14 protein-coding genes are annotated in these 14105 nt (G+C 67.9%); 6 read left to right on the forward strand and 8 right to left on the reverse strand.

What is annotated here, in order from left to right; genetic code table 11:
* Positions 1–109: EF-Tu C-terminal domain-related protein (locus FA743_RS13665; RefSeq protein WP_136886666.1), on the forward strand; the 109-nt coding region annotated here is incomplete at its 5' end.
* A gap of 235 nt (positions 110–344) precedes the next feature.
* Here the strand turns inward: FA743_RS13665 and FA743_RS13670 are convergent.
* Positions 345–845, reverse strand: coding sequence for a ferritin-like domain-containing protein (locus FA743_RS13670; protein ID WP_136886667.1), 501 nt, complete (start codon positions 843–845; stop codon positions 345–347).
* A 175-nt stretch (positions 846–1020) separates the two neighbouring features.
* Between FA743_RS13670 and FA743_RS13675 the strand changes: the two genes are divergently transcribed.
* Entirely contained in the window at positions 1021–2883 is a 1863-nt protein-coding gene (locus tag FA743_RS13675) for an ABC transporter ATP-binding protein (protein WP_136886668.1), read from the forward strand.
* A 52-nt stretch (positions 2884–2935) separates the two neighbouring features.
* On the opposite strand, the gene FA743_RS20805 is transcribed toward FA743_RS13675, so the two are convergent.
* The 6 genes from FA743_RS20805 to FA743_RS13705 all read right to left on the reverse strand — a co-directional run bounded on the left by FA743_RS20805 (position 2936) and on the right by FA743_RS13705 (position 9510).
* Complete coding sequence (locus FA743_RS20805) at positions 2936–5359, reverse strand: OmpA family protein (protein ID WP_281281783.1); 2424 nt, start codon at positions 5357–5359, stop codon at positions 2936–2938.
* Between the two features lie 161 nt (positions 5360–5520).
* A complete protein-coding gene (locus tag FA743_RS13685) occupies positions 5521–6351 on the reverse strand; it encodes a ferredoxin--NADP reductase (RefSeq protein ID WP_136886669.1) in 831 nt (276 codons plus the stop codon).
* A 53-nt stretch (positions 6352–6404) separates the two neighbouring features.
* Entirely contained in the window at positions 6405–6791 is a 387-nt protein-coding gene (locus FA743_RS13690) for a DUF934 domain-containing protein (protein WP_136886670.1), read from the reverse strand.
* Positions 6788–7519, reverse strand: coding sequence for a phosphoadenylyl-sulfate reductase (locus FA743_RS13695; protein WP_136886671.1), 732 nt, complete (start codon positions 7517–7519; stop codon positions 6788–6790). The genes FA743_RS13690 and FA743_RS13695 overlap by 4 nt, the downstream gene beginning before the upstream one ends.
* Positions 7512–9170, reverse strand: a complete 1659-nt coding sequence (locus FA743_RS13700; protein WP_136886672.1) for a nitrite/sulfite reductase — start codon at positions 9168–9170, stop codon at positions 7512–7514. The genes FA743_RS13695 and FA743_RS13700 overlap by 8 nt, the downstream gene beginning before the upstream one ends.
* A complete protein-coding gene (locus FA743_RS13705; protein ID WP_136886673.1) occupies positions 9163–9510 on the reverse strand; it encodes a DUF2849 domain-containing protein in 348 nt (115 codons plus the stop codon). The genes FA743_RS13700 and FA743_RS13705 overlap by 8 nt, the downstream gene beginning before the upstream one ends.
* A 99-nt stretch (positions 9511–9609) precedes the next feature.
* Here FA743_RS13705 and FA743_RS13710 point away from each other — a divergent pair, with 99 nt between their 5' ends.
* Complete coding sequence (locus FA743_RS13710; RefSeq protein WP_136886674.1) at positions 9610–10125, forward strand: Lrp/AsnC family transcriptional regulator; 516 nt, start codon at positions 9610–9612, stop codon at positions 10123–10125.
* 54 nt (positions 10126–10179) lie between these two features.
* Here the strand turns inward: FA743_RS13710 and iscR are convergent, their stop codons facing one another.
* Complete coding sequence (gene iscR, locus FA743_RS13715; protein ID WP_135312083.1) at positions 10180–10638, reverse strand: Fe-S cluster assembly transcriptional regulator IscR; 459 nt, start codon at positions 10636–10638, stop codon at positions 10180–10182.
* A gap of 189 nt (positions 10639–10827) precedes the next feature.
* Here iscR and FA743_RS13720 point away from each other — a divergent pair, with 189 nt between their 5' ends.
* The 3 genes from FA743_RS13720 (at position 10828) to FA743_RS13730 (ending at position 13991) form a co-directional block, all read left to right on the forward strand.
* On the forward strand, positions 10828–11490 hold the full coding sequence (locus tag FA743_RS13720; RefSeq protein WP_135312084.1) for an alpha/beta hydrolase: 663 nt from the start codon (positions 10828–10830) through the stop codon (positions 11488–11490).
* A 64-nt stretch (positions 11491–11554) separates the two neighbouring features.
* Positions 11555–12679, forward strand: a complete 1125-nt coding sequence (locus tag FA743_RS13725) for an HD domain-containing protein (protein ID WP_246054966.1) — start codon at positions 11555–11557, stop codon at positions 12677–12679.
* Between the two features lie 100 nt (positions 12680–12779).
* Positions 12780–13991 (forward strand): NADP-dependent isocitrate dehydrogenase, encoded by a 1212-nt coding sequence (locus FA743_RS13730; protein WP_136886675.1) that lies wholly within the window; start codon positions 12780–12782, stop codon positions 13989–13991.
* Positions 13992–14105 lie beyond the last annotated feature (114 nt).

The following is a 14105-nucleotide window of genomic DNA, read 5'->3' on the forward strand; positions in this document are numbered from 1 at the left end:
CGAGGTCGAGCTGATCGCCCCGATCGCGATGGAAGAGAAGCTGCGCTTCGCCATCCGCGAAGGCGGCCGCACCGTCGGCGCCGGCGTGGTCTCCAAGATCATCAAGTGATCCGCGCCCGAAAGGGCAGGGCCACATGAACCCACGACAGGGGCCGTCCGAAAGGGCGGCCCCTTCGGTTTGCGGGGGGGGGGGCACAAGCTAACGTGGCAGAGAATGCCGCTGTCGGGACCGGTCCGCCGCGCAAGGACATATCTCGTGCAGGCATGAAAACGCCCGGCAGGATCAACCTGCCGGGCGCTTCTGTCTGTCCACTCAATCTGTCGCGTGGCAGATCCTATTCGGATCAGGCCTCGGCTGCGGCCTTGTTCACGCCGCCTTCGGCGATCTTCGTCATGTGGACGTCGCCATGGCGCGTGCTGTCCAGGCATTCCTGCAGCACGGCCCCGTCGCCGTCCAGACCGAGGCGATTGGCGAAGCTGCGCACGCAGCCATAGCCCGCGATCGCGTAATGGGTCAGGCGCTGGTACTGGGTGATGATCGCTGCGTCGCGCACGTCATCGTCGCCGAACTTGGCGTCGATCGCATGCTTCTTGGCCTCGGTCACCAGACCCTCCATGCCCTTGCAATGCTCGCCCGTGGGATCCTCGCCATGGTCGTTGCACAGCTTGGCCAGCGATTCCATGCCGCGGCCGATGCCCTCGTTGCCGGCGATCAGCGCCTCGGCCAGTTCGCGCGAATGGGCGGCGCGGCCCATCTCGGTGACGATCGGCATCGATTGCTTGCAGGCCGAATAGAGGTCCTTCAGCTGGTCGATATAGAGGTCCTTGAGATTGTCGATGTTCATGTCCGTGCCTTTCGGTTCGTGATCTTGTCCCCAAACGATCCTGCCGGGCCCCTGTTCCGAAATGCGCGCCGCGATCAAGCGACCGTGACCGGCGCTTCCTGGCGGCCGCGCCTTGACAAGACCCGCCCGGCCCCACAGCACTGGCGCCGCAGCTGCATCTCCGAAAGGCTGGACCATGTTTGCCTGGTTCGAACGACGCATCGACCCCTATCCCGATCAGCCGCCGGTGATGCCGCCGCCGGGTCTGTGGCGCTTCGTGATCCATTACAGCCGCGGCTCGATGCCCTGGCTGGTGTTGCTGGCCATTGGCTCGGGGCTGATTGCGCTGATCGAGGTCATGCTGTTCGGCTGGCTGGGCGAGCTGATCGACCGCCTGGCCGACACCCCGCGCGAGGTCTTCTGGGCGCAGGAGGGTGGGCGCATCGCGATGATGGCGCTTGTCCTGCTGGTGGCGATGCCGCTGTTGAACCTGGTCAGCTCGATGATCATGCACCAGTCGCTGATGGGCAACTTCCCGCAGCGCATCCGCTGGCAGGCGCATCGCTGGCTGCTGCGCCAGTCGGTCGGCTATTTCCAGGACGAATTCGCGGGCCGCATCGCGCAACGCCTGATGCAGACCGCGCTGGCCGTGCGCGAGGTCGCGATGAAGATCATGGATGTGGGCAGCTATGTGCTGATCTACTTCCTGGGGGCGATGGTGCTGGCGGCGACGCAGGACTGGCGGCTGGCGGTGCCTTTCCTGCTGTGGGCCGCGGCCTATGGCGCGCTTCTGTGGCATATCGTGCCGCGCCTCGGGCGGGTGGCCGAGGCGCAGGCCGATGCGCGCAGCGCCATGACCGGGCGCATCGTCGACAGCTATACCAATATCGCGACGGTCAAGCTGTTCTCGCATTCCGACCGCGAGGAGCGCTGGATGCATGACGGGATGGACCGCTTCCTGCGCACGGTGCATCGTCAGATGCGGCTGTCGGCCCTGCAGGACATCCTGCTGAACCTGCTCAACGTCTGGCTGGTCGCGGCGGTCGCGGGTCTGGGACTGTGGCTGTGGTCCGAGGACCGGGTGGCGGTCGGCGCGGTGGCCGTCGCCGTGCCGCTGGCCTTGCGGCTGAACAACATGTCGCATTGGATCATGTGGGAATTCGCGGCGCTGTTCGAGAATATCGGCACCGTGCGCGACGGCATCACCTCGCTGGCCCTGCCGCGCGAGGTGCGCGATGCCCCCGATGCAGTCCCGCTGCAGCCCGGGCCGGCCGCGATCCGGTTCGATCGGGTGACCTTCCGCTATCAGGGCGCGCCGGGGGCGCCGGCGATGGCGGTGCTGGACGATCTGACCCTGCATCTGCGCCCGGGCGAGCGGGTCGGTCTGGTGGGCCGGTCGGGGGCGGGGAAATCCACGCTGATCAACCTGCTGCTGCGCTTTCACGACATCGACGAGGGGCGCATCACCATCGACGGGCAGGACATCCGCGCGGTGACGCAGGACAGCCTGCGCGCGGCGATCGGGGTGGTGACGCAGGACAGCTCGCTTCTGCACCGCTCGGTCCGTGACAACATCGCCTATGGCCGCCCCGACGCGACCGAGGCGCAGATCCGGGACGCCCTGAGGATGGCCGAGGCGGATGGCTTCGTGCCCGACCTGTCCGACAGTGCCGGGCGGCGGGGGCTGGAGGCGCATGTGGGTGAGCGCGGCGTCAAGCTGTCGGGTGGCCAGCGCCAGCGTATCGCCATCGCCCGGGTGGCGCTGAAGGATGCGCCGATCCTGATCCTGGACGAGGCGACCAGCGCCTTGGACAGCGAGGTCGAGGCCGCGATCCAGTCCCGGCTGGAGGCGCTGATGCAGGGCAAGACGGTCATCGCCATCGCGCATCGCCTGTCCACCATCGCCGTGATGGACCGGCTGGTGGTGATGGATCGCGGCCGCATCATCGAAGAGGGCAGCCATGGCGAACTGCTGGCCGCCGGGGGCCTCTATGCCCGCCTCTGGCAGCGCCAGTCGGGCGGCTTCCTGATCGCCGACGATCCCGAGGGGGGCGCCTGACGCAAAAAGGCCCCGGCGCGATGCCGGGGCCTTTTTAGGGATCGGGCTGGACTTATTGCGCCAGCAGTTCGGTGATCCGGCGCACCGAGGCGCGGCGGTTCTCGCGGATGTCACCCTCGGCCCGGATGCGCAGGAACTGCTCGCCATAGCCCTGGGTGACCAGATTTTCCGGCGCCACGTCGAAATACTCGGTCAGCGCCAGCGCCACGGTCTCGGCCCGGCGGTCGGAGAGGGCCAAATTGGCTGCGTCCGAGCCGACCGTGTCGGTGTGCCCTTCGATCATGAAGATCTCGCGCGGATTGGCGGCGATCTGTTCCTGGATCACCCGGCCCAGACCTTGCAGCTCCTGCGCCTGCTCGGGACGGATCGCGGCGGATCCGGTATCGAAGGTGATGCCGTTGATGTTCACCGGCGCCACCAAAGCCCGCACCTCGGCGATGTTGCGGATCTGGGACAGGGTGAAGCGACGACCGACGTTCGATTCGCGCTGCAGGGCGGCGCGCAACTCGTCCTCGTTCAGCGGCGCGGTGCCGGTCTGGACGGGAGCGGCGGCGGGCAGCTGGCCCACATCGACGGGCTGGACGTCGGTCGTGTCGTCGATCAGCTGCGTCGTCGTGCCATCGGCCGAGACCAGCGTGCGGCGCAGCACCTGCAGGTTGGCGTCGCGGATGGTGACCACCCGGCTGCCATCCTCGCGCGTCACGATGGTGCGCGACGAGCCGTCGTCGAAGTTCTCGGTCGCCACGGTCGCGCCGGGCTGGCGCAGCAAGGCGACCTCGTCCTTGATGACCTCCTGGCTGCCATCGGCGCGGGTGACGACCACCCGGTCCGGGGCGGACAGGGCCACCTGACGGTTGTTGTTCAGATAGCTGCCGACCGCAACGGCGCCCAGACCCAGCAGCAGAGCGTTGCGCAGGGTGTTGTCGTCATCGTCCTCCTCGCGCGCCTCGGGCTGCTGGCCGGTCGCCCCGGCCAAGGCATCGCGCAGGTTGGTCGCGAAATCCTCGGTCGACGACCGGGCGCTGTCCTCGGTCACCTGCTGTTCAGTCACCTCGCCCGCGCCTTCCTCGGCATTCAGGGCCGCTGCCGTCGAGGGCGTGCTGCCTTGGGCCGCCTCGCGCGAGGCTTCGGTCTCGGGCGCATCCTCTTCGGCGGCGCGCGGGACCATCTGGCCGTCGCTGACGCGGTACATCTGCGCGCCGGCGGGCGCCAGACGCAGGGCGCCCGAGCCATTGGGCTCGACCACGACGCCGCGCGGAGTCATGGCGCGGTCGCCATCGGCGCAGGGAAAGCTGCCACCCGACAGGCAGGTCAGCTGCGAGGTCTCGAGGCCCGCCGCGACTTCCTCGTTCAGCACATTCGCCAGGCCGGGCAGGTTGCCCGCCCGCTCGGCCTGCACACCGCCCGTTCCGATCGTCAGCGCCCCCGTGGCCGGCAGGGCCGCATCGGCCTCCGCGACCGCCTCGGGCGCCGCCGTGTCGGCCTCGGGGACGGCATCTGCAGAGGCTTCGGGGGCAGCTTCCGCGTCCGACCCGGCCCGCAGGGCTTCGGTCAGGGCTTCCAGCCCCGTGGCATCCTCGACGGGCGCGGCGGCCTCGTCGGGGCCGGCCTCGGGCTGCGCGCGTTGCGGATTGCGGGCAGGGGCCTGGCTGGCAGGAGCCTCCGGGGTCGGCGCAGCCTCCGGGGCGTCCTCTGCCGGGGCGTCCTCTGCCGGGGCGTCTTCGGCCGGGGTGTCCTCCGCGGCGCCGCGACCTGCCGGGGCCGGGGTGGGCCGAGTCTCGGATGCGCGATCGGGCGCGGGGGCAGGGGCCGTGTCGGCCTGGGCCTCGGGCCGGGGTTCGGGCGCGGTGCCCTCCGGCGTCTCGGGCCGAGGATCGGGCGTGGGCGTCGTCACGGCCCCGGGGCGCGGGACCGGCGGCACGTCGGCAGGCGCCTCGGGCGCGTCCGGGGTTTCCGCCTCGGCGGCGGGCACCTCGGTTTCGACAGGCGCTTCGGGTTCGGCCGGGGCCTCGGCGGCGGGTTCTTCTGCCGGGGCCTCGGCGGGTGCCTCGGGCTCGGCAGGCGCGGGCTCGGGTTCGGCGGGCTCGGGTTCGACGGGCGCGGGGGCCGCCTCCGGTTCGGCGACCGGCGCCGGCTCGGCCTCGGCAGGGGCTTCCTCGGCAGGGGCTTCCTCTGCGGGCGCCTCTTCTGCGGGCGTATCGGCGTCAGCCTCGGGGGCCGTCTCGCCTGCGGCATCCTCCGCAGGGGCCTCGTCGGCGGTCTCGTCGGTCGTCTCGTCCGCGGTCTCGGTCTCGGCGGGGGGCGGCGCCTCGCCCTCGGGGGCGGTTTCAGGCGCGGTTTCGGCCTGGGCCAGAACCAGCCCGGCGGCACCCTGGAGGCCCGCCTCGGGCAGGCGCGCCTGTGCCATGGACATATGCGGGGCCATGAGCGACAGGCAGGCCGCAAGGGCGGTCGTATTATGGATGATCCGGCGCATGAAGTTCCTCCTGGGGAATCCGTCTTTGGAGGCTTAACAGGAGCTTGCGCCAAGGGTTCCCAAACTTGCCGTGACCATCGCGTGATGGGCGGGCCCGCGCAGACAAAAGGCCACGCCCCAGGACGGGGCGCGGCCTTCATGGTCCGTCCGGACGGGGTCGTCTAGAGGCCTTCGCCGACGAAGGCCTTCTCGACCACGAATTCGCGCGGCTCGGAATTGGCGCCCTCGTGCAGGCCGAAGCCCTCCAGCACCGCCTTGACGTCGACGTTGAAGGCCAGGCTGCCGCAGATCATCGCGCGGTCCGTCTCGGGAGAGATCGGCGGCAGGCCCAGATCGGTCAGCACCTTGCCCGAGGTGAGGTTGTCGGTGATCCGCCCCATGAAGGGCGAAGGCTCGCGCGTCGTCGTCGGATAGTATTTCAGGCGGCTGGCGAAATCCTCGCCGTAAAGCTCGCCCAGCAGCGGATCGTGGCGCAGGTTGTTCACCAGTTCGGCGCCATAGACCAGCTCCTCGCCGGTGCGGCAGGTGTGCATCATGATGACTTGTTCATACCGTTCGTAGGTCTCGGGATCGCGCATCAGCGAGGCGAAGGGCGCGATGCCGGTGCCGGTGGCCAGGAACCACAGCCGCTTGCCGGGCAGCAGCGCGTCCAGGACCAGCGTGCCCACGGGCTTGGGGCGCAGGATGATCTGGTCGCCCGGCTTGATGTGCTGCAGCCGCGAGGTCAGCGGGCCGTCGGGCACGATGATGGAATAGAATTCCAGCTCGTCATCCCAGTTGGGCGAGGCGATGGAATAGGCGCGCAGCAGCGGCTTGCCGTTGTCGCCGGGCAGGCCGATCATCACGAACTCGCCCGAGCGGAACCGCAGGCTGGCGGGCCGGGTCACGCGGAACGAGAACAGGCTGTCGGTCCATTTCGTGACCGAGGTCACGGTCTGGGCGTCGGGGACGGTCACTTTGGCGGCCTCGGTCACGGGCAGATCCAGCGTCATTGGGAATTCCTTCAGTCTTCTAGTCGATGGGGCAGGCGGGCGAAAGGGTCGCCTCAGCCGGCCAGATGCGCCCGATGGTCCCAGGCCTTCCAGTCGGCGCGAGCGCGCCACTGATCCTCGGGCTGGCGGGCGGCGATGTCGGGGGCGACCTCGACCTCGTCGAAGCCCACGCGGCGGGCCATGGCATATTGATCCGCGATCAGGCGCCCGGTGGCGCGCAACCGGCCCTGATAGCCCAGTTCCCGCATCCGCCGGGCGAGGGAGAACCCGCGTCCGTCGTTGAAGGACGGAAAGTCGATGGCCACCAGCGGCAGGTCCAGATGGGCCGCTAGCTCTTCCAGCCCGGTGTCGGGGGACAGGGTGACCGCGGGCGCCTCGGTGACGGGGTGGAAGCCGTCGTCGCGGGCCAGGACGGGTTCGCTGTTCAACTGTTCGTTCATGCCGATACCTGCTTGCGGACCATGCGTCCGCCGATGAAATGGATGCCGCATTCGGATTTGGCCTGCCCGCGCCAGCGCCCCGAGCGAGGATCCTCGCCCGCAGCCACCGGAGAGGTGCAGGGCGCGCAGCCGATCGAGGGATAGCCCTGCGCCACCAGCGGATGCCGGGGCAGGCGGTTCTCGATCATGTAATCCTGCACGTCCTCGGGGCGCCAATGGGCCAGGGGGTTCACGCGCAGCCGGGCGGGCGGTTCGGGCTCGAAGAACTCCAGCGCCGCGCGCTGGCCGTTCTGGAAGCGCTTGCGCCCGGTGATCCAGGCGTCATAGCCCGACAGCACGCGCTCCAGCGGCACCGTCTTGCGAAAGTCGCAGCAGGCGTCGGGATTCGTCTGGTTGAGCGTCCCGTCGGGATCGTTGGCGGCGATCTCGGCGTCAGTGGCGGTGATGGTCTGCACATTGGTCAGCGCCAGCCGCCGCGCCACGTCGCGCTGATAGGCCAGCGTCTCGGGGAACAGCATCTGCGTGTCGATGAACAGCACCGGCAGGCCCGGGGCCACGACACTGACCATATGCAGCAGCACCACCGATTCGGCGCCGAAGGACGACACCAGCGCCACCCGCCCCAGATCGGGGTCGGTGACGGCGCGGCGCAGGACCTCGATCGCCGCGTGATGGCGATAGCGGTCGTTCAGCCGCCCCGCCCGCGTGTCGAGATTGCCGTCAAGCATGGGCCGGGGCCGGATAGAGCGCGGCCTTGAAGGGCGCGGGACCAAGCCGGCGATAGGCGTCGATGAAGCGTTCGGACGCGTCGTCGCGGACCTCGAGATAGGCGCGCAGCAGGCGGTCGATGGCAGGCACCACCTCTTCGGCGGGAAAGCCCGCGCCGGCGCGCTCGCCGATGGCCGGGATGTCATAGGCATCGCCGCCAAGGGTGATCTGATAGTTCTCGACACCGGCGCGATCCAGGCCCAGGATGCCGATATGGCCCAGATGGTGGTGCCCGCAGGCATTGATGCAGCCCGAGATGCGGATGTTGAGATTGCCGATCTCTTCCTCCAGCCCGAGGGCGCGGAAATGGTCGGCGATCTCCTCGGCAATGGGGATGGACCGGGCGGTGGCCAGCGCGCAGTAATCCATGCCGGGGCAGGCGATGATGTCGCTGGTCAGTCCGGCATTGGCGGTGGCCAGCCCGGCCTCGCGCAGCGCCGCGTAGAGCGCGGGCAGGTCGGACTTGTGGACATGCGGGAAGGCGACGTTCTGGTCATGCATGACGCGCAGGTCGTGATGGCCGTAGCGTTCCGCCAGATCGGCCAGCAGGCGCATCTGATCGGCGCTCGCATCGCCCGGCGTCTGGCCCGGCGCCTTGAAGGTCACCACGACGCTGGCATAGCCCTCGACCTTGTGCGGGTGCAGGTTCGTGTCCGACCAGCTGCGGAAGGCGGCATTGGCGGCGCTCTCGGCCTCGAAGCCGTCCACCGGGGCGTTGCGGAACGAGGGCGCGCGGAACCGGTCCTGAAAGATCGCCAGCGCCTCGCGGTCGGCGCCGTTGAAGGCGCGGCGGCGGGCGTGGAATTCTTCCTCGATCTCGGCGCGCATCACGTCGATGCCGCGCTCGTGGACGGTGATCTTGACGCGAGCCTTGTACTTGTTGTCGCGGCGCCCCGAGAGGTTGTAGGTCGCAAGAATCGCCTCGATATAGGGCAGCAGGTCCTCTTCGGGCAGGAAGTCGCGCACGACCTTACCCAGCATCGGCGTGCGGCCCAGGCCGCCGCCGATCCAGACCTCGAAGCCGGTCTTGCCGTCCTGCTCGGTCAGGCGCAGCCCGATGTCATGGGCAGCGATGACGGCACGGTCCTTCTTGCCGCCCGAGATGGCGATCTTGAACTTGCGCGGCAGGAACTGGAATTCCGCATGGTCGGTCGACCAGCTGCGCAGCAGTTCCGCATAGGGGCGCGGATCGACCAGCTCGTCGGCGGCCGCCCCGGCGAAGGCGTCGGTCGTGGTGTTGCGGATCGTGTTGCCGCTGGTCTGGATGGCATGCATGCCAACCTCGGCCAGCGCGTCCAGCATGTCGGGGATGTCCACCAGCTTGGGCCAGTTGAACTGGATGTTCTGGCGGGTGGTCCAGTGCCCGTAACCCTTGTCCCACTTCTCGGCCAGATGGGCGAGCGTGCGCATCTGGTCGGGGCTGATCGTGCCATAGGGAATGGCCACCCGCAGCATGTAGGCATGCAGCTGCAGATAGACGCCGTTCATCAGGCGCAGCGGCTTGAACTCGTCCTCGGTCAGGCTGCCATCCAGACGGCGGGCGACCTGGGCGCGGAACTCGGCGGCGCGATGGCGGACGTAATCGGCTTCGACGGGGCGAATATCAAACATGGGTGCTTTCCGTTTTCTGGGCCCCGGAGATCCGGTCGGCCTGGAGACCATGGAAATAGTTGGAGGGGCCGCGCTGCCGGAATTCCTCGCGGAAATGGACGGGCAGGGGGCCGTCGGGGCCGCGCTTCGCCTCGACCAGATAGGGGCCGACGACGCGATCGGCCTGACCGATCGCCTCCAGCAGGGCCAGATCGGCGATGGCCTCGTCCTCGAAGATCGTGGCGCGCAGGGGGTCGGGGGTCCAGCCGTCGTCGCACATCCAGACGTTGAAGCCTTCGCGCAGGTCGTTGCCGGTGATGACGCCGGGGTGGGCTGCCGTGGGGGTGAAGGCTTTGCTCATGACGGGAACCTCGTGATTTCTGACCTCTATATAGAATTTCCTTCTGGATTCGCGACAGTGCCCGGGCGAAATAAGGAAGGACGAGCCAAGGAGCGTATGATGCAGGAACCGATTTCCCCCGATGCGGGGCCGGGGCAAACGCCTGTCCGCCTGGACGAGGTGGACCGCAAGATCCTGTCCCTGCTGCAGCAGGATGCCAGCCTGTCGCTGGACCAGATCGCGGACCGGGTGGGGGCCTCCAAGACCCCGGTCTGGAACCGGATCCGCAAGCTGCGCGAGGCGGGGGTGATCCGCCGTCAGGTGGCGATCCTGGACCCCGAGGCCCTGGGGCTGGAGGCGTGCTTCTTCGTGCTGATCCGCACCAGCGAGCATGACAAGGACTGGGCGGCGCGGTTCCTCAAGGCGCTGCGTGACCGCCCCGAGGTGGTCGAGGCGCATCGGCTGGCGGGCGACATCGACTATATTCTGAAGGTGCAGGTGCGGAATGCGCGCGCCTATGACCGCTTCTATCAGTCGCTGATCGCCGAGGTGAAGATCCACAACGTCACCGCCCTGCTGTCGATGGAGGAGATCAAGGCGACCAGCGCCCTGCCCATTCCCGAGGCGGCGCGCTGAGAGGAATCAGGGCGCTGATTGCCGGGGTCTTGGCGCCCGGGGCCGGGTGTGCCGTCAGTCGTCGACGACGTTGAGGATCTTGGGCAAGGCCGGGCAGGGCAGCAGCTGGTTCTTGGCCACGTCGGCCAGCGTGTGGTTGTGCAGGAAGACATAGACATGCGCCGACAGGCTTTCCCACAGCCGGTTCGACAGCGTCTGCGCCCGCGATCCCGAGATCCCGCCCGAGGCGCCGGCGCCGATATGCATGGCGCTGACCGTCTCGTCCACGGCCTCGAGGATTTCCGCGACGCGGATTGTCTCGGGCGTGCGGGCCAGCCGGTAGCCGCCGCCCGGTCCGCGCACCGAGGCCACCAGCCCGGCGCGGCGCAGGCGCACGAAGAGCTGCTCGAGATAGGGCAGCGAGATGTCCTGGCGGACCGAGATCTGCGCCAGAGAGGTCAGGTCGTCGCCCTTCGCGATGGCCAGGTCAACCAGCGCGATGATGGCGTAGCGTCCCTTCGTGGACAGTTTCATGGCGCGATTTCCCCCGTTTCGACCGCAGGCGGGCAGCCTGCATTGACGGGCGGCGTCGTCGCGCGCTATGCCCGGCCCGACATGTTTCTTGCCAGAGATGCGCCCGCTGCCCATATACCCTCTAGAAGCCGCGCGGACAGGCGTCAAGAAACCCGCACATTCCGCGCGCAAGCCCCGTGAAGGACGACCATGCCCGAGCTGATTTTCCCCGGCCCCGAGGGCCGTCTTGAAGGCCGTTACCATCCCCAGCCCGGCAAGCCCGACGCCCCCATCGCCATCGTGCTGCATCCCCATCCGCAGTTCGGCGGCACGATGAACAACCGCGTCGTGTACAACCTGCACTATGCGTTCCACCGCATGGGGTTCACCGTGATGCGGTTCAACTTCCGCGGCGTGGGCCGCAGCCAGGGCGAGTTCGACCAGGGCATCGGCGAGCTGTCGGATGCCGCCTCGGCGCTGGATTACCTGCAGGCGATGAACCCGAATTCGAAGCATTGCTGGGTGGCGGGCTTCAGCTTCGGCGCCTGGATCGGGATGCAGCTGCTGATGCGCCGCCCCGAGATCACCGGCTTCATCAGCGTGGCCCCTCCGGCCAACATGTATGATTTCAGCTTCCTGGCGCCCTGCCCCTCCTCGGGGCTGATCGTGAACGGCACCGCCGATCGCGTGGCGCCTCCGAAGGACACGCATACGCTGGTGGGCAAGCTGCGCGAGCAGAAGGGCATCACGGTCACCCATGAGGAAATCGAGGGCGCGGACCATTTCTTCCGCGACGACGAGACTCACATGAAGCCGATGATCGATCTGGTGCAAGGCTATGTCAGGAAGCGCCTGACCGAGACCTCGCGCTGAGGGGGAACAAGCCGGGGCTCTGCCCCGGACCCCGGGATATTTCCGCCAAGATGAAGGGGCAGGCATGCTGGACGGGGCGATGGCCTTTCTGTGCGAGGCGGACCGGCTGAAATCGGTCGCGCGGGCGAATGTCCTGATGGACCTGTCGCGGCCCGAGAACAGCGCCGAGCACAGCTGGCACGTGGCGCTGTATGCGCTGGTTTTCGGGGCCTCGGACCGGGCCATCGCGATGATCCTGCTGCATGATCTGGTCGAGATCGACACCGGCGACCAGCCGATCCATCTGGATCACGACGCCCCCGCCCTGGCCTTGGCCGAGGCGCAGGCCGCGCGGAGGATCTTCGGTCTGGCGCCCAATGGCGCGCGTCTGGCGCGCCTGTGGCAGGATTTCGAGGCGCAGGCCGATGCCTGCGCGCGGGTGGCCAAGCGGATGGATCACGTCCAGCCGATCTTCCAGGTGCTGCAGGCCGCCGTTCCCTTGCCCGATCACGTGACCATCGTGCGGGACAATCTGCAGCATGGCCGGGCGGCGCGGATGGCCGGGGAATGGCCCGAGGTCGCCTCTGCCGTGCGGGCCCTGCTGGACGGCCACCCGCCGGAGCTCGGTGATCTGGCCGGGCAATTGGCCTTTCTGGCCGAAGCGGACCGGCTGAAGTCGGTCAGCCGCGCCTCGATCCTGCTCGATGGCAGCCGGCGCGAGAACAGTGCCGAGCACAGCTGGCATCTGGCGCTCTATGCGCTGGTCCTGGGCGGGCTGGCGGCGCCGGGCGTGGATGTCGGTCGGGTGATCCGCATGCTGCTGATCCATGATCTGGTCGAGATCGACGTGGGCGACGTGCCGCTGCATTCTGCGGGCGGGCAGGCGCATGGCTCGGAGGCGGTGCGTGCGGCAGAGGCCGCCGCGGCGCGGCGGCTGTTCGGCCTGCTGCCCGAGGCGCAGGGGGCCGGGCTGCTGGCGTTGTGGCAGGAGTTCGAGGCGGTGGAGACTCCGGATGCGATCTTCGCCAAGGCGCTGGACCGCTGCCAGCCCGCCGTGCAGAACCTGCGCGGTGGCGGGGCGGGCTGGGTCGAGTACGACGTGACCCTGCCGCAGATCGAGGCGCGTGTCGAGCCTTGGGTCGCCGCCGGATCCCCGGCCCTGTGGGACTGGCTGCAGGCCGGACTGCGGGCGCATTTCGCCGCCGCGTGATCGCGCCACCCGGTTTGGCATACAATCGCATACCGTCTTTTCAACGGGCCTCGTTCAGGCTATGAACGGGGCAACCGAAACCAATGCCAAAGGGGCCCCCATGTCGAAGATCAAGGTCGCAAACCCCGTCGTCGAACTCGACGGCGACGAGATGACGCGGATCATCTGGGACTTCATCAAGCAGAAGCTGATCCTGCCCTATCTGGACATCGATCTGAAATATTACGATCTGGGCATCGAAGAGCGGGACCGCACCGATGACCAGATCACCGTGGATGCCGCCGAGGCGATCAAGCGCTATGGCGTGGGCGTGAAATGCGCCACGATCACCCCCGACGAGCAGCGCGTCGAGGAATTCGGTCTGAAGAAGATGTGGCGCTCGCCCAACGGCACGATCCGCAACATCCTGGGCGGCGTGATCTTCCGCGAGCCGATCATCTGCAAGAACGTGCCGCGGCTGGTGCCGGGCTGGACGCAGCCGATCATCGTCGGTCGCCATGCCTTCGGCGACCAGTACAAGGCCACCGATTTCCGCTTCCCCGGCAAGGGCAAGCTGACGATCCGCTTCGTGGGCGACGACGGCGAGACGATTGAGCACGAGGTCTTCGACGCGCCGTCCTCGGGTGTGGCGATGGCAATGTACAACCTAGACGATTCGATCCGCGATTTCGCCCGCGCGTCGCTGAACTACGGGCTGTCGCGCGGCTACCCGGTCTATCTGTCGACCAAGAACACCATCCTCAAGGCCTATGACGGGCGTTTCAAGGACCTGTTCGCCGAGGTCTACGAGGCCGAGTTCGAGGATCAGTTCAAGAAGGCCGGCATCACCTACGAACACCGCCTGATCGACGACATGGTCGCCAGCGCGATGAAATGGTCGGGCGGCTATGTCTGGGCCTGCAAGAACTACGACGGCGACGTGCAGTCGGATACCGTCGCGCAGGGCTTCGGCTCTCTGGGACTGATGACCTCGGTGCTGATGACGCCGGATGGGAAGATCGTGGAATCCGAGGCCGCGCATGGCACCGTGACCCGCCACTATCGCGAGCACCAGAAGGGCAATGCGACCTCGACGAACTCGATCGCGTCGATCTTTGCCTGGACGGGGGGCCTGAAGCACCGCGCCAAGCTGGACGACAATGCCGAACTGCTGAAGTTCGCGGAGACGCTGGAAAAGGTCACCGTGCAGGCGGTCGAGGATGGCCACATGACCAAGGACCTCGCGCTGCTGGTCGGGCCGGACCAGAAATGGCTGACCACGATGGGCTATCTGGAGAAGGTCGACCAATATCTGAACAAGGCGCTGAACTGAAGCGCATCAAGACCACGAAGGCCGGGCAAACGCCCGGCCTTTTTGCCTCCGGCGGGGATATTTCAGCCAAGATGAAATCCGCGTGCCTTTCATCTTGGCTGAAATATCCCGGGG

The organism is Paracoccus gahaiensis (assembly GCF_005048225.1).
Classification (GTDB): domain Bacteria; phylum Pseudomonadota; class Alphaproteobacteria; order Rhodobacterales; family Rhodobacteraceae; genus Paracoccus; species Paracoccus gahaiensis.

Excerpts from the sequence above, each read along its gene's own strand:
- FA743_RS13670 (WP_136886667.1), bottom strand. The coding sequence starts at position 845 with ATGAACATCGACAATCTCAAGGACCTCTATATCGACCAGCTGAAGGAC.
- FA743_RS13675 (WP_136886668.1), top strand. The coding sequence starts at position 1,021 with ATGTTTGCCTGGTTCGAACGACGCATCGACCCCTATCCCGATCAGCCG.
- FA743_RS20805 (WP_281281783.1), bottom strand. The coding sequence starts at position 5,359 with ATGCGCCGGATCATCCATAATACGACCGCCCTTGCGGCCTGCCTGTCG.
- FA743_RS13685 (WP_136886669.1), bottom strand. The coding sequence starts at position 6,351 with ATGACGCTGGATCTGCCCGTGACCGAGGCCGCCAAAGTGACCGTCCCC.
- FA743_RS13690 (WP_136886670.1), bottom strand. The coding sequence starts at position 6,791 with ATGAACGAACAGTTGAACAGCGAACCCGTCCTGGCCCGCGACGACGGC.
- FA743_RS13695 (WP_136886671.1), bottom strand. The coding sequence starts at position 7,519 with ATGCTTGACGGCAATCTCGACACGCGGGCGGGGCGGCTGAACGACCGC.
- FA743_RS13700 (WP_136886672.1), bottom strand. The coding sequence starts at position 9,170 with ATGTTTGATATTCGCCCCGTCGAAGCCGATTACGTCCGCCATCGCGCC.
- FA743_RS13705 (WP_136886673.1), bottom strand. The coding sequence starts at position 9,510 with ATGAGCAAAGCCTTCACCCCCACGGCAGCCCACCCCGGCGTCATCACC.
- FA743_RS13710 (WP_136886674.1), top strand. The coding sequence starts at position 9,610 with ATGCAGGAACCGATTTCCCCCGATGCGGGGCCGGGGCAAACGCCTGTC.
- iscR (WP_135312083.1), bottom strand. The coding sequence starts at position 10,638 with ATGAAACTGTCCACGAAGGGACGCTACGCCATCATCGCGCTGGTTGAC.
- FA743_RS13720 (WP_135312084.1), top strand. The coding sequence starts at position 10,828 with ATGCCCGAGCTGATTTTCCCCGGCCCCGAGGGCCGTCTTGAAGGCCGT.
- FA743_RS13725 (WP_246054966.1), top strand. The coding sequence starts at position 11,555 with ATGCTGGACGGGGCGATGGCCTTTCTGTGCGAGGCGGACCGGCTGAAA.
- FA743_RS13730 (WP_136886675.1), top strand. The coding sequence starts at position 12,780 with ATGTCGAAGATCAAGGTCGCAAACCCCGTCGTCGAACTCGACGGCGAC.